A 17,964-nucleotide genomic window follows, 5' to 3' on the forward strand; every position below is an offset into this window, starting at 1 on the left:
TGCTAATCTTGGCTAATAATAGGGAGGAAACGAATCACATGGCAGACTATGTAAAAGCGGGAAATCTACAAGTAGCATCAGAACTCTATGAATTTATCAATTCTGAAGTTATTCCGGGCTCGGAGGTTGATCAGGAACAGTTTTGGTCAGGACTGGGCAGTTTAGTTAAAGATCTGGCGCCGAGAAATAAACAATTATTACAGATCCGTGATGAAATCCAGAGCAAGCTGAATGCTTGGCACCGCGAAAACAGCGAAAGCTTTGATTTTGAAAAATATAAAACATTTCTTGCGGAAATTGGCTATCTTGAGCCAGAAGCTGATGATTACAAAGTTACCACTGAAGCAGTAGATGAAGAAGTTGCATTCCAAGCTGGACCACAGCTTGTTGTTCCAGTAAATAATGCACGCTATGCGATAAATGCAGCGAATGCCCGGTGGGGAAGCTTGTATGATGCCCTTTACGGTACAGATGCCATCAGCGAAGAGGATGGAGCAGAGCGTGGCTTAGGCTACAATGCTGTGCGAGGTGACAAGGTCATTGCCTATGGACGCGATTTCCTTGATAAGGCAGCTCCACTTGCTGAAGGTTCACATAAAGATGCCGAAAAATATTACATTGTAGACGGGAAGTTCACTGTTTTATTGACAGACGGTAAGACAACAGGGCTAAAAGAAGAGGATAAGCTGGTTGGCTATAAGGGAGATTCAGAGAATCCATCCGCTGTATTGCTGAAAAATAACCGTTTACACTTTGAAATCCAAATTGATCCAAGCCATTCAATTGGCATGACCGATAAAGCGGGAGTAAAAGACATCTTGCTCGAAGCTGCATTGACAACGATTATGGACTGCGAAGACTCTGTAGCCGCCGTCGATGCTGAGGATAAAGTGGTAGTTTACCGCAACTGGCTTGGCCTTCAAAAAGGAGACCTTTCAGCGGATTTCAATAAAAACGGCCGCAGTATGACAAGGACGATGAATCCAGACAGGCAATACAAAGCTCCAAATGGGGAAGAATTCAGCCTTAACGGACGCTCTGTCATGTTTGTCCGCAATGTAGGCCACCTGATGACAAGCAATATGATCCTGGATGAAGAAGGAAACGAAGTTCCGGAAGGAATCCTGGATACTGTTTTTACAGGATTGATTGGAAAACACTCTGTTATTGGTAATACCAAATTTAAGAATTCATCAAAAGGCTCCATCTATATTGTAAAGCCCAAAATGCATGGTTCTAAGGAAGTGGCGTTTGCCAATGAACTGTTTGATCGTGTAGAGGATCTTGTTGGGCTAAAACGCCACACTCTAAAAATTGGCGTAATGGATGAAGAACGACGCACTAGCCTTAACTTGAAAGCATGTATTCGTGAAGTAAAAGACAGAGTCGTGTTTATTAACACAGGATTCCTGGATCGCACTGGGGATGAAATGCACACCTCCATGGAGGCTGGTCCGATGATCCGTAAGAATGACATGAAATCGTCCGTCTGGCTGCAGGGCTATGAAAAATCGAATGTTGCTACAGGGCTGGACGTTGGCTTCCAGGGACATGCTCAAATCGGAAAGGGTATGTGGGCTATGCCAGATTTGATGGGGCCAATGCTCGAACAAAAGATCGGCCACTTGAAGGCTGGAGCAAACACAGCATGGGTACCTTCTCCAACTGCTGCTACATTGCATGCTCTTCATTACCATGAGGTAGACATATTCGAAGTCCAAAATGAACTGGCAAAGGAATCAAAAGACTACAGAGATGAAATCCTTCAAATACCGGTTGCCGAAAACCCTCAGTGGACAGCTGAAGAAATTCAGGAGGAGCTTGATAATAATGCACAGGGAATCCTGGGCTATGTGGTTCGCTGGGTTGAATCAGGGATCGGCTGCTCCAAAGTTCCTGATATCAATGATGTAGGACTGATGGAAGATCGGGCTACTCTAAGGATTTCCAGCCAGCATATGGCAAACTGGCTGCACCACGGTGTTTGCACGAAAGAGCAAGTCCTTGAAACCTTACAGCGTATGGCAAAAGTAGTAGATAAACAGAATGAATTAGATCCAGATTACCGGCCAATGGCTTCTGACTATGACAATTCTGTTGCGTTCCAGGCTGCGTGTGATCTTGTCTTCCTTGGGTATGATCAGCCGAGCGGCTATACTGAACCAATCCTCCATCGCCGCCGCCAAGAAGCGAAAGCAAAGTTTGCGGTGAAGAATTAATTTCATCTATCCTTTATAAGGGCATTCTAACTCAGATTAGAGTGCCCTTATATATAATTATAGAAACAACCTGAGAAAACTTGAGCTCATATACAAAGTTCTCTATAAAACTGAAATTCGAAAGGAGCAGCAAAATGAAATTTGCTAGATTTACGATCGATTCAAAAGAATATTCAGGTGTCGTTGCTGAAGAAATGATAAAGGAAATTACGGGTGACATTTTTAGCAGCTGGGATTACACGGGCAAGGTTTTCGCATTGGATGAGGTAAGCTTGCTAGCGCCGCTCGTTCCTAATCAAGTAATAGGTATTGGAGCGAACTTTGTGGCAAAAAAAGAAGATTTGCCAGCCGAACTTCCTGAAATCCCGGTATTCTTCTTTAAGCCCGTATCCTCTGTTATTGGACCAGAAAAGGAAATCATCATTCCTGAGGGGGCAGAACAGGTAAAATTCGAATCTGAGCTTGTTGTGGTAATTGGTAAGGAAGCAAAAAACATTGCTGAAGAAAATGTTCTCGATTATGTCTTTGGCTATACGATTGGAAACGACGTAACTGCCCCGAAGTTTTTCCACCAGGATGGGCACTGGACAATCGGAAAGTCTTTTGACACCTTCACTCCATTGGGCCCAGTTATCGAAACAGAACTTGATCCGTTTACTGTAAATGTACAAGCAAAGCTTAATGGCATCGAAAAACAAAACAGTCCAACTGACCTCATGATTATCCCGATTCGCAAAATGATTTCATATCTATCAAAGGTTATGACACTTAAACCAGGAGATGCCATCCTCACCGGCAGTCCGGTAGGGGCAGAGTTTGTCGGAGCAGATGATGTTATAGAATGTGAAATTGAAGAGATAGGAACTCTCAAAAATGTGTTCGCATCTGTGAAGGAAAAGTCAGCCGCACACCGTTAAAAGCTGTAAACATAGTGTGCTACAATTAGGTGGCATATAAAGCACAATTTAAAGAGTGAGGCAGTACTTGAGGTGAGTGGAATGGAAAGAGAAAATGTCGTTAAGTCCGTTAGCCGGGCACTTGATATCATTCATTTAGTTGGTATGAAAAAAGGCGGTCTAGGGGTAACTGAGATTTCTAAACAAATAGATATTAATAAGAGCTCTGTATACCGTATTTTGTCTACGCTTGCCCAATATGGCTATATAGAACAAGATGATGAAACGGGAAAGTATAAATTGGGGTACAAATTTTTGGAGGTCAGCTCTAAGCTTCTTGATTCCATAGACTTAAGAGCAGAAGCAAGACCATTTCTCCAGGAGCTCGAGAATGAAACCAATGAAGTGATCCATCTTGTAGTGTATGACCAGGGAGAGGTAGTATATATTGAAAAATTGGAAGGAAATGAAACATTAAGAATGCATTCCAAAGTCGGGAAGCGGGCACCTATGCACTGTACATCCGTTGGTAAAGCAATTCTTGCACACCAGCTATCCGGAGTCGTTCATGAAGTCCTCGACCGAAAAGGCATGCCAATGCATACAGAAAAAACGATAACAGATAAAGATACATTTTTTCAGGAGTTAGTTCAGGTAAAACAAGAGGGATATGCTCTTGATTTGGAGGAAAATGAGAATGGAATCACATGTATTGCCGTTCCAATATTTGACCATCTCGGTAAAGTAGCAGCCGCGGTAAGTATTTCAGGTCCCACGATGAGAATGACTGAAGAAAGGCTGCAGCTTCTGAAAGACAAAATCATCAACACTGGATTTCAAATTTCAACAAGGCTAGGATATACAAAGCATAATCAAATGATTTAACCGAAAAGTTTGCCCGAATAACAAATTGTTATTTTAGGCAAACTTTTTTTGTTTCTTTAAGTAAAAAGCGAATTTAAAAAGTATTAAATAAGATGAATTTTCATATTCCTACTTATTGGAAAATAAAGAAAAGCTTTAATCTGTACGGAAACATTCTCTCTGAAAAAGATTAACAGTGTAATAAAAACATTGAAATTAATATTACTTTTATAATATAATAATCTAAATTTTCGAAAAATTGTTGATATTTTCATTGCATGGTTTGTATAATTAGTAATAGGTGTTGTATAACAAAATTTCTATAGTTATATAACAAAGTTTTGCAATGCGCAACGAAATGAAATCACGTTTTTTATTACCAAACAAAAAGGGAGATGATTTTTGGTGAGTACTGGAGTATTAGCTTTTTTGTCTTTACTGCCGATTCTCGCGGTAGGAATTTTTCTGGTCGGACTTAGATGGCCAGCAAGCAAAGCAATGCCAATTTCTTATGTAATTGCAATTGGACTTGCCTTATTCGTTTGGAAGGTGCCAGGAGCCAATGTAGCTGCCGCATCTGTTCACGGACTAATTGTAGCCGCAACACTTCTTTACATTATTTTTGGAGCAATTTTACTGTTAAATACTCTGCAGGAAAGCGGTGGAATTAAAACAATCCGCCAGGGTTTCACGGATATCTCCGCAGATCGCCGAATTCAGGTAATTATCATCGCCTGGCTGTTTGGCTCATTCATCGAAGGATCTGCTGGATTCGGAACACCAGCTGCGGTTGCAGTGCCTTTGCTTGTGGGGCTAGGATTTCCCGCAATGGCCGCAGTAGTTGCCGGGATGGTTATTCAAAGTACACCCGTATCATTCGGGGCAGTTGGGACACCAATGCTCGTAGGCGTCTTTACTGGTCTATCAGCCGACACTGGGATCACAAATGACTTTTTAGGTCTTGTTGATATAATCGCAGTGAAAGTTGCCTTGCTCCACATGATCGCAGGAACGCTTGTGCCATTATTTGTTGTATCATTAATGACAAGGTATTTTGGCAAAAACAAGTCATTCTCTGAAGGAATAAAGATTTGGAAGTTCGCACTTTTCTCTTCCTTCGCTATGACAATTCCTTATATTATTGTCGCAAACTTACTGGGTCCAGAATTCCCCTCTATGATAGGTGGACTAGCAGGATTGGCAATTGTGATTTTTGCAGCTAAAAAAGGATTCCTTATGCCGCCAAAAGAAGAAGCATGGGATTTTGAAGAGAAATCAAAATGGGATCCAGAATGGATTGGCCAGCTGGAGATTAAGGATATCGCTCACAAAAGCGGCAGTATGAGTATGATGCGCGCATGGGCACCATATGTTTTGGTAGGCGTATTCCTAGTGCTGTCAAGGTTAAATTCCCTTCCGATTGCAGCGTGGTTAAAATCTAAGGTGGTTGCACTTGAAGATATTTTTGGTTCAGGTATTACATCCAGCTTTCAGCCTTTATACTCGCCAGGAACAATTTTCATCCTTGTATCTCTGATTACATTTTTCCTTCATGGTATGAATGGAAGCGCATACAAGAAGGCGTGGTCACAATCTGGAAAAACGATGATCGCAGCTTCAACAGCCCTGATTTTTACTGTGCCAATGGTGCAGGTGTTCCTGAATACCGGTGGCGGGGCAGCAGGCTTTGATAAAATGCCGATTGAACTTGCGAATGGCGTAGCAGCATTAGCTGGGGATAACTGGCCGCTATTCTCAACCTTCATTGGAGGAATTGGAGCATTTATTGCAGGCAGTAATACTGTCAGTAACATGATGTTCTCGCTTTTCCAATATGATGTTGGCTCCCAGATTGGGGTAGATCCTACTTGGATTGTTGCATTACAGGCAGTAGGAGGGGCAGCAGGAAATATGATATGTGTTCATAACGTCGTAGCTGCTTCAGCTGTGGTTGGCTTGGTAGGAAAAGAAGGCGCTGTCATACGAAAAACGCTCTTCCCATTCACCTACTACGCATTGCTTTCAGGCTCAGTAGGCTATTCAATTGTCTGGTATTCCCAAAAAGGAATTTTCAATATCGGATCGTTCATTGCAGTTGCCATTGCGGTTGCAGCGGTATACATTATTGTGACAAACAACAGAAGGTCCGGTTTGCTTTTACAGGAGACACAGCCTGTAGTTAAACAATAAAGTCATAATATATTATTCTAAAACTGCATCTCAATTGTTGGCCAAGACTAACAATAGGTGGTGCAGTTTTTTCATTGAAATCAAAAATTATAATAGATAGAAGGAAATAGAAAATATAATGTAGGAGAAAAGTTCATAATGTTTTCGGTCTGCAGTGTGTATTCCACTGTAAAAAAAAAGAAACGGTAGATTAATAACCGTTTCTTGATATATTGTTTATTAAATTTGCTCTTATATCCATTAGTGTCTATGATTTCTATCTTGATGTTCCTTGTGGCTGCCAGAGCCCCCTAGAGGATTTTCTGCCCAATCTTTCCCTAACTGGCTTCCAACTAAGAGGTAAGCTGAAATGAAAATGAACATCATAATTGGTTTGATTAATTCAGTTAACGAATGGATACGGCTAGTCGAATCAGGTAAAATTTTATATAAAAACAACGAACTTATCGAAAGTGTCAGAAAGATATAGATAAGAACTAGCGATTTGTCAGGAACGAGCATTTCCCCCAGCATCGCTCCCATCATTCCGCCCATCATACCTGCCATAAAACCTTCTATTGAAGAGGATATCCCTAATTTAAAACAACATATAGTTCCGGATACAGCTCCTATGATCATAGCAAAGATAGTTGAATAAAACAGATCACCTTGATGGACTGTTCCAAGGAATATTCCAGAAGTTAGGCCAACATTCATACTTAAAAACATAGAGATGGTCATTCCCATCATATCTGTCATCCTATTTTTTGATTTATCAGCTAGAAAGATAGAAAGTAAGAGTACGACACCAAGAGTAAAAAAGACATAAAAATGAAACGTAAACATGTTGAACCTCCTTTTCTCTATCTTATGAGAGGTACAGACAAACCATGCAGGGCAGGAAGAATATGCAGAAAATATGAAGGCACTTTGAGATTAGCTTCCTGCCATCTTTTAATAGAAGGGATGACATCAGACAGTTCTTAAAAATTTTTAGCCCAAGCAGATTTGTAGGTGAACGCATATAAAATTAGTGTAAACATAAATAGATAAAGGAGGTAGGTCATTATGTATCGTTACAGAAATCTGCATCCAGCAAGAGACCAGAGATTTATAGGGTTTGGATTGCCATTCCTTGGCGGTCTTGCGGGTGGACTTCTAGGCAGTGCATTATTTTATCCACGTCCGTTTTACGGATACCCGCCTTTTGGTTATCCACCAGTATGCTGCGGACCTGGAGCAGGATACCCAGGTTTTGGATACCCAGGTGTAGGCTATCCGTATTATTGATCGTGAATAACACATAAAAGTAAGTCTTTAAGTGAAATCTTTTGTCAGGTTGATCTAAAGCTCCGTGATGAAGTCATGAAGAATAATAAAGTCGGCTCTGATAAATAGGTTTACGCGAAAAAATATTCTATAGAAGAAAAAAGCGTGCCGACTCATAAATGGTCTGCACGCTTTTTTCTTCTATATATTAAGCTGGTGCATCCAGCTCATCTTCTTCAATCCGTTTTTCATGATGTTCAACATCTTTCCGCGCATTGAAGCGATCTGCTTTTTCAAGTGTAACGGTAATGTTATAGTCAGGAATCCCTGCATATTTCTCATATCTTCCTCTTGGCAACAGGAAGTTTCCTTCAGGGAAGTGGACCTGTACATTTCCACTTGAAATATCAACGAATTTCGCTCTTCCCTGGAAAACTCCGAAGCCATTGTAAAGGACAATTCCTTCACCTTCTGCAATGCTAAGTTCCTGGGCATCTTCTGCATTCATCAATACATCATAACGGCCAGCGCCGTTTAGTGGATCGACTTCATTGTAAACCATGGAATTGAACTGTTTTCCTCGACGGGAGGTAACGATAAACTGGCCCTCCTTTTTCCCGAGGTCAGGTATATCAACAGTAATAAGGTTTCCTCTGCCGTCAGGGGTAGGGCAGATACCATCCTCACATAGCCATGCACCACCCCATTGGAACACATCTCCTGATTTACTTAGATGTTGAATTCCATCGTAATTCGGATTTGCTATAGCGATTTCATTTCGAATGTCTTGAGCATCTTTAAAATCGACCATATGAGCAGTTTCAGGCTTGACCCTTTTAGCTAAATCGATGTAAATTTTCCACTCGGCCCGTGCTTCTTCAACCTGGTTTTTATTGCCCTCAATTTCCGGGCTAAAATAAACCATTCGTTCCGTAGATGTGGATGTACCGCCGCCTTCCTGCTCATAGCGAGTCTTAGCAGGGAGAACAATGACAGCTTCTTTTGCATCAACAAGAGTAGAGGTATTCAGAATGATATCCTGATGTACGCGAATATCAAGTTCAGACAATGCTTTTTCAACAAAGTTAGGATCAGGCATTGTTTCCAGGAAATTTCCTCCAGATAAATAATACATTTTAATCTTGCGTTCATGATCTTCTGGCAGCAGGATGTTTTCAAGTGTCATTCCGACGATATCTCCTTGCCATTTAGGCAGCTCGAATCCCCATATTTCTTCAATGCGCCTGATATTTTCTCCATAAAAATCTCCGCCAGGAAGAACGAATGGGTCAGCTCCCATTTCTCCGCTGCCTTGAACGGATGAGTGGCCGCGGAAAGGCATTAATCCAGCGTACTTCCTTCCAAGATGTCCGCGAAGGAGGGCAAGATTTGCAACCTGAGAGATATTGTCAGTTGCGAAAGAATGCATCGTCAAGCCTAAAGCCCATGCGTAAACTGCATTTTTGCTGTTTGCTAGCAGCTCTGCCAATTCAATAATGCGGTCTTTTGTTACGCCTGAAGAAGTGACAATTTCCTCCCATGACTGTTCCTGGACTTTTGCCTTCAATTCTTCATATCCATTTACGTGCTGATCAACAAACTCATGATTGATTGCAGAACCGTGTTTCATTACTTCCATGTCGAACCAGTGCTTCATGATTCCATGCATAAAAGCGATGTCCCCGCCAATGTTAACCTGATAGAAATCATCTGCTATTTTTGTTCCAAACAATGCTGACTCAGGATTCGATGGAATCCAGTACTCATCCATCGCTGGTTCCTTGTATGGGTTAACAACAATGATCTTTGTTCCCTTTTTCTTTGCTTCAAGCATATATTTTGAAGAAACAGGTGAGCTGTTTGATGCTACACTTCCCCAAAACAGAAGGACATCGGTGCCGATCCAATCCAAATAGTTGGAAGTAGAAGCACCAACCCCAATGGAACGCTTAAGGGCAGTCTTCGATGGAGAGTGGCAAATCCGGCTCGCGTTGTCGATATTGTTTGTTCCGAGGAATCGAGATACTTTTCCTGCTACATAATAGGATTCATTTGTAATCCCACGGCTAGTCAGGTAAAAAGCGTACTGCTTTGGATCCAGCTTTTTCATTTTTTCAGCAATCATATTCATTGCATCATCCCAGGTGATACGAGAAAAGTTTCGTTCGCCTTTTCTGCGGATCATTGGGTATGGAATGCGTCCAAGTTTACGCAGCTGGGTACTGTCATATTTCCTTAATTCATCAATATCAGAATGGAGGATTTCCTGATCGATGGAGCCTGCAGTGTTCAATCGAAGCACATTGAGCCTTGTTGTACAGATGTGTGGGCCATTCAAGGTCTGGTCGTGAAGACCGGATACACCAAGAGCGCAGCCATCACATACACCTTTAGTTAAAATATTTGTTGCGTAACCGAAGTTATCTCTATTATCCCAAAGGGTTTTAAACGTATCTCTTATATGTTTAGGCTTTACCTTGCCAAGTCCAAAAGGAATCGGGCTAACCCAATGTTTTGGTGCAGGCATAACCGCTTTTTTTTGTGGTCCTGGATGTTTTGTTTTTCCCAATTTAAAACACTCCCATTATGAATCTACTAATTACTGAATTTTTGAATATTAAAGACTTGAAAATAAGGCTCTGTTAAAGTTGAATTTTGATTTTTTAACTCTGTTGATTGTAGTGGAAGGCGCGCAGACTCCTCCGAAAATGCTAACGCATTTCCATCGTGCGTGGGCAGGTTCGAGGAAGCTATTCAATGTCCTGCGGGCGCAGCTGGTCAGGTGAGACCCCGCAGGATCGAAGCGACGAGGAGGCTCAGCGCCAGCCCCGCGGAAAGCGAAGCGCCTGGAACGAAAATCAACAGCCTCGTATAACAGAGCCAAAAAGAAAAACCACCGTATACCCAAAACAAATTTCATGTTTTGAGTAATGACGGTGGTTAGTCTTTAGCAGGAACGCTGCCAAGTGCCATACCTTTTTAACAAAATTTTGCTTGGATGTCCTCTTCAAAAACAAAGATCGACATGCCAAAATCACGATCAATATCTATATCTACAAATAGTTCAACAAACTTGCACCCAAGAAATTCTTCCATTTCAACTGGGGGATTTTTACGGTACATTTCTTTCACCATTTCGGTTCTGGCCGCTCTCAATGCCTGTTTTCCTTCATTCGCCGTAGCTATGAACTTCTCAACAGGCGAAAGGTTTCCTTCCATTTCGCAGATTGCCCAGTTTTTGCAGAATGTAGTGGTAATTTTGCTTGGTCCTTTTCCCATATGCTTTTTTCGGAAAGAACGGACCAGGTTGCTGAACTCAGCCTCGTATTTATTCATACTATCCTCCTGTCATCTATACAGGTTATAAGATGATAGGTATTTTACCATACGAAGAAACAATTAAAAAGAATTAACCAGCCAATCTTTCATTTGCTGCATTTTGTTCCCGTAATTTACGAATGTCACGACGGATCAAAATCGAAACTACAAGTGCAACTACGAATAGACCGGCAAAGAATGTTAAGCTCGTCGCATAGCTGCCTGTGTTATCTTTCATCCAGGCTGCAAACATTGGGCCGGCTAATCCTGCGGCTGCCCATGCAGTCAAGATATATCCGTGAATCGCACCAAGCTGTTTTGTTCCGAACATGTCTCCAATGAATGCTGGAATTGCAGAAAATCCTCCGCCGTACATTGTGTAAACGATCGCTAGCATGATCTGGAAAAGGAATGCTTCTTTTGTATGTGGAAGCAAAGTGAATAATACGATTTGTGATGCAAAGAATATAGTGTAAGTGTTTGGACGGCCAATATAGTCTGAAATAGAAGCCCATGCAATGCGTCCAAAGCCATTGAAGAGACCCATTACGCCAACAAGTGCCGCTGCTTCTGCAGTAGTCAGCCCAATGCTTTCTTCCGCTAAAGGTTTTGCGGCTGATAATATAGCGATTCCGCAGGTTACGTTAATGAAGAGCATCACCCATAAATAATAAAACCTGGAAGTATTGATTGCTTCATTAGCTGTTAGCTGAGCTAAATCCTGTTTTATTTTAATTTTTCCTGATTGTGCTTTTTCCTTAAAGCCCTTTGGTGCCCAATCAACTGGTGGTTTTTCTAAGTATAGGGATGATAGCGTCATGATAATGAAATATGCTGCGCCTAAAATATAAAACGTTTTAGCTGTGCCAACAGACTTTATTAATGAATCCATAACCGGGCTGGAAATTGCTGCAGCAAACCCGAATCCCATGATTGCAAGGCCGGTTGCAAGGCCTCGTCGGTCAGGGAACCATTTCACTAAGGTTGATACTGGGGCAATATAGCCTACCCCAAGGCCAATTCCGCCCAATACGCCGTAAGTGATATACAATAACGGCAGTGATCCAAGATTTACTGCCAGTCCAGAGCCTAATATCCCTGCTCCGAAAAAGCCAGCTGCAAGAAGACCTGCTTTTCTCGGTCCGTGCTTTTCAACAAAATGTCCAAGAAATGCTGCTGACAGTCCTAAAAAAAGAATAGCGAGACTAAATGTAAATTGAACCTGCTTTGACGTCCAGCCGAATTCTTCAATCAATGGATTCGTAAAATTGCTCCAGGCATATACTGATCCAATGAAAATATGAATTCCCACTGCCGATGCTGCAATAAGCCATCGATTCTTAGTTTTTTTCATCCTTTGTTCCCCCTTATTCACTTTTGAAAAGTCCTTTTAAACCATGCAATCTGTCAAATAGCAATACCATGCTTAAATATCAAACATCCGTTTCAGTAAATGAAATATGTAGAATGACAGTAAAAAACAGAAAAACCGCCAACTTCTTTAAATCCCTTGACAACAGGGATGACTAAAGAAAGATTGACGGTTAGTACTAAGCAGGTTTCGCTACTATCGGACCAACTGCTAATCGCTTACATTTCCGCTTTACATCTTAACCGACGACAGGGTCGCTATCTCGAATCAAAATGTGGCGGTTTTGTGAACTTCAAAAAAATTCTATCACTTACTAAATGTAGATGCAACAACTATTAGGATTGATATATCAATTTTACACTATGAACGTGTTGTAAATTTTTCTTGTGAAAAAGATTCGATTGTGTTTAGATTTTAATATTCTCAAAATCTTAGAAGCTAAGGTGAAGACAATGTTGGAAAATATGAGTGATAAATATACCATTACAAAATATTTAAACGGACAATTCCAGAATGTGGAGGATGTCATCGTCAATGAGTTTCCGTTGACCATCTTTGTGAATGACGTGGAATTTGCTACCATGGTCTGTACACCGACACATTTTGAGGAAATGGTTGTCGGGTTTCTGGCATCAGAAGGAGTTATCCGTTTCTATAGTGATATCCATTCCATGAATATTGATGAAAGCCGTGGGTATGCTTATGTCATGCTAAAAGCGGAAACCACTACAAACCAGCAATATTACTCTAAACGATTTATTGGTTCCTGCTGCGGAAAAAGCCGCCAATTTTATTTTCACAATGATTCCAGGACGGCTAAAACTTCCACAGCAAAAACAACGATTACCGCTTCAAAAGCCATTGCCCTTATGAACGAGATGCAAAACAATTCACAAGTATTTCAGGAAACAGGCGGAGTACATAATGCAGCTCTTTGCAATTCCGAAGAAGTGATTGTGTCAAGAACGGATATAGGAAGGCATAATGCTTTAGATAAATTATTTGGATATAGCATTTTGAACCGAGTGCCTGTCCGTGATAAAATCATTGTTTTCAGCGGCAGGATTTCCTCTGAAGTCCTATTGAAAGCTGCAAAGATCGGGGTAGGAATCGTCCTTTCAAAATCCGCTCCAACCGACTTGGCAATCAAGCTGGCAAAGGATTTGAATATTACAGCAGTTGGTTTTATCCGAGGCAATTCTTTTAATGTATATTCTTGTCCGGAGCGGATTGTTGAGTAGTTTGTAATAATGCTCTATTAGCAGTTTTTTTCGTTTTTTTCTTTAGGGAAAGTATATTAAAATTATTTATCTTGTGTCTGTTGAAGGCGCGTTAAAAGGCTGGAGAAAGCTGCAAAGAATGGTATACAATAAAAAACTATTGGAAAACACACCATTTTAAATTAGAATAATCTTACAAACTGAAACGCTGCCCTGTGCAGCGTTTTTTATTGGCCAAAACGTTCACAATTGTAACCTGGAAACCGATAATTACATAAATAGGCTTTACAACATGAAAAACAAAAAAAGGATGTTTGCACATTATGTTTTCAATGCCCGAATCAGATGTTTTGTTTTTACACGGTAAGTACTCTCTGCCAATTGTGATCCTTTCGGTTCTTATTGCGTGTTTTGCATCATATACCGCTCTTTCCATGAATGAAAGAATCAAGCAGAATAGTTTCTTTAGCCGCAATTTTTGGCTGGGTCTTGCTTCGGTTGCGATGGGACTGGGAATCTGGGCAATGCATTTTATAGGGATGAGCGCTTTTATACTTCCCGTTTCGATGAAATATAACATTCCTCTTACCATATTGTCTGTCTTGCCTGCGATACTCGCCTCCTATTTGGCTTTTTATATTTCCAATCGGATTAATCATACCCGTTGGCCACAGGCTCTAGCTGGTATGACTATGGGCATTGGGATTGGAGCTATGCATTATATTGGGATGACTGCGATGGAAACGGAAGCGAAGTACGTATATAACCCTTTGCTTTTTATTTTATCCATAGCTATAGCAATAGTTGTTTCCTTTGTGGCACTGTACATTTTTTCAAGTCTGCAAAAATACATGGGCAATTTTTATGTGAAATCCCTTACTTCGCTCATTATGGGTCTTGCGGTGGCAAGTATGCACTACACTGGGATGGAAGCTGTAGTATTTTACACGGATGAGCCATTCACTTCAGGATTGCATCATGGGCAGCATATGAATCTGCCTCTTCTTGTGATTGCTGTAGCATTAGGTATTTCTGTTATATTAGGACTTTCGGGGCTATCCAGCCTGCTTGACCGGTATGTTGATTTCCGCTTAAACAATTTCGATGCATTGACAGGACTGCCGAATCGGAGGCAGTTTGAAAAAGTGATGAATTCTTCTGCCATGTCCTGCTTGGCGATCATTCATTTACATGGTTTGGAGAAGTGGAACAGCAGATATGGATACGAGTTTGGAGATGAGATTATTAAGGCGGGCAGCGAAATCATCGTTCGCCTAAAGTTAGGGACTGCGACCATTTATAGGATTGAAGGAAACCGGTTCGCAGTTGCCTCAGCCGATCCCCGTGACTATGAGAAGCTTAAACTTTCGATGTTGAGAATCGCTTCCGTTCTAAAGAAATCATTAGAGTTCAATGAGAAAAAATTAGTTGTCGACATGGTATGTGCAGTTACATCTTCACATGGATATGAAAGGGTTGACTTGTTTGCCAACACTATGGCTGTCCTTCATCACTCAGGCATTATGTATAAGCATGAAGTCATTGAATATGACCCAGTCGTACACACTTATGCATTTGAAAGGCATCTCGTCCATGATATAGAGAGAGCAATAAATGAGAACGAACTATTCGTTGTATACCAGCCAAAAATATGTACAAACACGAAACAGATATTTGGAGTAGAAGCCTTACTGCGATGGGACCATCCGATGCATGGTTTAGTGCCGCCAGGTGTCTTTATTCCGATCCTTGAGGAAAACGGAAAGATGCACGAGGTGACGGATTGGATCATTGACCATGTGTGCAAGCAGATCTCACTATGGAATTTACAGGGAATTAAAGCCTTTAAAATTGCCATTAATATTCCAGGTTCCTATTTTACTTCGCCGCTGTTGATGGGAATTTTAAAAGAGAGTGTCTCTAAATATGAGATTGCAAGTAATTATCTGGAACTTGAAATTACAGAGACAAGCGTAATCGATAATATTGAGAATGCGATCAGGGCTGTCAGTGAGTTCAAGGAGTATGGATTTACCGTTGCCCTTGATGATTTCGGTACTGGTGTCTCCTCCTTGTCTTACTTAAAACGTCTGCCTATTTCCACATTGAAAATAGATAAATCTTTTGTAGATGACGTGCCACAATCAGATAAAGATTCTGCCATTATTAAGGCGATCATCAGCCTGGGCCATTCTTTGAAACTGAAAGTAGTCATTGAAGGAGTCGAATCTGAAGAGCAAATAAAATTTTTATCAACAAATTCCGAAAATCCTATTATACAAGGCTATTACTATTCGAAACCGTTAAGAGCTGGCGAGTTGGTTGACTGGATTGATGATTTTGCTTCGGTGGCTGGAGCAGTTCAATAAATAATCTGTTCATTATTAAAATATAATGGGTTGAAACTTTACTTTTTTAGAGTAAATCTAATTAAGACATAAACTATAGGAGGAAGCTAAATGAATTTAAGCATTTCACAAATTAAAAAGAAGGCCCTTGCTTCATTAAAAGGAAAATGGGGCATGGGAGTCCTGCTGACGTTTACCGTTTTTTTAGTGACAACAATTGTTCCAATGATGGCGGAGATGATGATGAGCGGTGGGTTTTCAGCCTGGGTCGATGAGGAAGAACCCTCTACCGCAGCAAATCTAATAAGTTTGTTTTTCTCATTCCTTTTCATCCCTCTGTCAGTTGCTAGCTATTGGTTTTATCTTGTAATCGCAAGATGGAACGACCCGAAGATTTCTCAAGTATTCGCAGTTTATAAAGAGTGGGAGCTCTCATTGAAAGTAATCGGTACATCTATTCTTATGGGTATTTTCACAATGCTATGGACTTTATTATTGATTATTCCTGGAATTATTAAAGGTATTGCGTACTCACAAGCTTTTTTCCTGATGAAGGACAATCCTGAATACTCAGCACTAGAGGCGATCACCGAAAGCAGAAAGAGAATGAAAGGGTTTAAATGGAAATATTTCCTCATGAACCTCAGCTTCATTGGCTGGATCTTTATTGCTATTTTTACACTTGGAATCGGGTTCTTATGGCTGACACCTTATATTTCTACAGCCAACGCAACCTTTTATAACGAGTTCATCGCACCAAGAGGCAATGAAGAAGTAAAAACAGCAGATTTAGCAATTTAACACATTAAAGCGCTGGGGGTCTGACCCCCAGCGCTTTAATGTGTTGAAGGGATGTTAAATTCAGAGTGTTTATTAGAGGATATTTATGTAAAGTAGCGAATAGTTATTATTCTAGTCTTATAGAGAAATGAGTTGAGATTATGAGCTATGATAAGTCGACGATCTATTTAATTGATCAGAAGGACGGGTTCTCTCCTACTTTTAGTCATCTGGTTTCCATGATGAATTATGCGCGTGAAACAACGTTAATGGCCGTGGAAGGTCTTTCGGTAGAGGAACTCGATTTCCTTGTGCATGAAGAAGCGAATTCGATTGGGATGCTGCTTGCACATTTGGCGGCGGTGGAGCGTATTTACCAAATCGTCACGTTTGAAAGACGCGATCCAACCGAGGAAGAAGAAGAAGCATTATTGGCAGGGCTTGAACTTGGCGAGAAGGGCAGAACGACTTTTAAAGGCAATTCTCTTGAGTATTACCTTAAAGATCTTCAGGCTGCGAGGAACGACACATTTAAAAAATTCCAATCTCTTAGTGATGAGTGGTTGTTTGAGCAAACAGCATGGTGGTGGAACAAACCTGGAAACAATTATTTCAAATGGTTTCATGTATTCGAAGACGAGATCAGCCATCGCGGACAAATACGCATGATTAAAAAGATGTACAGCATGGCAGTAAAAAATAAGGAACAATTAGTAAAGGAATAATCGAATTGTAAGTGCCCGCTATTACTTGGTCTTAGCGGGTTTATATTTTTGAGATATATTGATTGAAAAATCAGAAAAATATATAATGTAATTAATCATTATCAAGGGGGAGCATGGTTTGGATGAACAAACTCTATAAGGATTTCTTTTTCTTTCCTGATATTAGTATTTTAATAGCGTTAATTGCAACAGGAGTTGGAGTGGCTCTCTGGAAGGGTCTTACACTGGGCATGTTATTATTTCTTGTCTTCGGCATGCTGACTTTTGCTTTCAGTGAATATTTAACGCATCGTTTCTTGTTTCATTTAAAGACCCCTAATAACCCTTATTTTCTGAAGTTTTTAAAAAGAATTCACTATGATCACCATACTGATCCTAACAACCTCAAACTCTTATTCCTGCCTTTATGGTACAGCCTGCCTAATTTCCTGATTCTCTCATTGATCTTTTATTACTTTTCTAAGAGTTTCAATTATACGATTGCGTTTGGAACCGGGTTATTGGCGATGCTATTAATTTATGAATGGAAGCATTATGTGGCACATCGCCCGATCAAGCCCAAGACCAGTTTCGGCAGGTGGGTAAAAAAGGTCCATATCCTGCATCACTTTAAAAACGAGAACTACTGGTATGGAGTAAGTACCCCCTTCGCTGATTATCTATTCGGAACCTTCAAAGATGAAAAAGAAGTCGAAACGAGCAAGACTGCAAGAGATCTTGAAAAAAGAGCATAAATATAGGTATCTGGTTTCCTAACTGAAAATTTTCTTTCAGTGGGAGATCA

Annotated in this window: 14 protein-coding genes; 10 read left to right on the top strand and 4 right to left on the bottom strand. The window is 40.7% G+C overall.

All coding sequences use genetic code 11. The annotated features are described in order from the left end of the window. Positions 1 to 38: 38 nt before the first annotated feature. The 4 genes from AABM38_RS07200 (at position 39) to AABM38_RS07215 (ending at position 6,169) form a co-directional block, all read left to right on the top strand. Entirely contained in the window at positions 39 to 2,219 is a 2,181-nt protein-coding gene (locus AABM38_RS07200; RefSeq protein WP_423409772.1) for a malate synthase G, read from the top strand. Positions 2,220 to 2,353: 134 nt separating this feature from the next. After that, positions 2,354 to 3,136: a fumarylacetoacetate hydrolase family protein gene (locus AABM38_RS07205; protein ID WP_423409773.1), complete on the top strand. Its 783-nt coding sequence runs from the start codon at positions 2,354 to 2,356 to the stop codon at positions 3,134 to 3,136. Between the two features lie 81 nt (positions 3,137 to 3,217). Next, positions 3,218 to 4,000, top strand: coding sequence for an IclR family transcriptional regulator (locus AABM38_RS07210; RefSeq protein WP_423409774.1), 783 nt, complete (start codon positions 3,218 to 3,220; stop codon positions 3,998 to 4,000). A 384-nt stretch (positions 4,001 to 4,384) separates the two neighbouring features. Beyond that, on the top strand, positions 4,385 to 6,169 hold the full coding sequence (locus tag AABM38_RS07215) for an L-lactate permease (protein WP_423409775.1): 1,785 nt from the start codon (positions 4,385 to 4,387) through the stop codon (positions 6,167 to 6,169). Positions 6,170 to 6,409: 240 nt separating this feature from the next. Here AABM38_RS07215 and AABM38_RS07220 read toward each other — a convergent pair whose 3' ends face one another. Then, entirely contained in the window at positions 6,410 to 6,994 is a 585-nt protein-coding gene (locus AABM38_RS07220; protein WP_423409776.1) for a hypothetical protein, read from the bottom strand. A gap of 222 nt (positions 6,995 to 7,216) precedes the next feature. Here AABM38_RS07220 and AABM38_RS07225 point away from each other — a divergent pair, with 222 nt between their 5' ends. After that, entirely contained in the window at positions 7,217 to 7,438 is a 222-nt protein-coding gene (locus tag AABM38_RS07225; protein ID WP_423409777.1) for a hypothetical protein, read from the top strand. Between the two features lie 187 nt (positions 7,439 to 7,625). On the opposite strand, the gene AABM38_RS07230 is transcribed toward AABM38_RS07225, so the two are convergent. From AABM38_RS07230 to AABM38_RS07240, 3 genes are all read right to left on the bottom strand, one after another. Next, positions 7,626 to 9,986 (bottom strand): FdhF/YdeP family oxidoreductase, encoded by a 2,361-nt coding sequence (locus tag AABM38_RS07230; RefSeq protein ID WP_423409778.1) that lies wholly within the window; start codon positions 9,984 to 9,986, stop codon positions 7,626 to 7,628. A gap of 410 nt (positions 9,987 to 10,396) precedes the next feature. After that, positions 10,397 to 10,753 (bottom strand): DUF2294 domain-containing protein, encoded by a 357-nt coding sequence (locus AABM38_RS07235; protein WP_423409779.1) that lies wholly within the window; start codon positions 10,751 to 10,753, stop codon positions 10,397 to 10,399. Between the two features lie 73 nt (positions 10,754 to 10,826). Continuing rightward, positions 10,827 to 12,089 (bottom strand): L-lactate MFS transporter, encoded by a 1,263-nt coding sequence (locus AABM38_RS07240; protein WP_423409780.1) that lies wholly within the window; start codon positions 12,087 to 12,089, stop codon positions 10,827 to 10,829. A gap of 470 nt (positions 12,090 to 12,559) precedes the next feature. Between AABM38_RS07240 and fdhD the strand changes: the two genes are divergently transcribed. The 5 genes from fdhD to AABM38_RS07265 all read left to right on the top strand — a co-directional run bounded on the left by fdhD (position 12,560) and on the right by AABM38_RS07265 (position 17,914). Beyond that, a complete protein-coding gene (gene fdhD / locus AABM38_RS07245; RefSeq protein WP_423409781.1) occupies positions 12,560 to 13,348 on the top strand; it encodes a formate dehydrogenase accessory sulfurtransferase FdhD in 789 nt (262 codons plus the stop codon). A 302-nt stretch (positions 13,349 to 13,650) separates the two neighbouring features. Beyond that, complete coding sequence (locus tag AABM38_RS07250; protein WP_423409782.1) at positions 13,651 to 15,696, top strand: bifunctional diguanylate cyclase/phosphodiesterase; 2,046 nt, start codon at positions 13,651 to 13,653, stop codon at positions 15,694 to 15,696. 90 nt (positions 15,697 to 15,786) lie between these two features. Next, a complete protein-coding gene (locus tag AABM38_RS07255; protein WP_423409783.1) occupies positions 15,787 to 16,476 on the top strand; it encodes a DUF975 family protein in 690 nt (229 codons plus the stop codon). 140 nt (positions 16,477 to 16,616) lie between these two features. Further along, the gene (locus AABM38_RS07260) at positions 16,617 to 17,180 is read left to right on the top strand and encodes a DinB family protein (RefSeq protein ID WP_423409784.1); all 564 of its coding nucleotides are present in this window, start codon (positions 16,617 to 16,619) and stop codon (positions 17,178 to 17,180) included. Between the two features lie 122 nt (positions 17,181 to 17,302). Beyond that, complete coding sequence (locus AABM38_RS07265) at positions 17,303 to 17,914, top strand: sterol desaturase family protein (protein WP_423409785.1); 612 nt, start codon at positions 17,303 to 17,305, stop codon at positions 17,912 to 17,914. Positions 17,915 to 17,964 lie beyond the last annotated feature (50 nt).

The organism is Heyndrickxia sp. MSNUG, assembly GCF_049532715.1.
In the GTDB taxonomy this organism is placed as follows: domain Bacteria; phylum Bacillota; class Bacilli; order Bacillales; family Cytobacillaceae; genus Mesobacillus.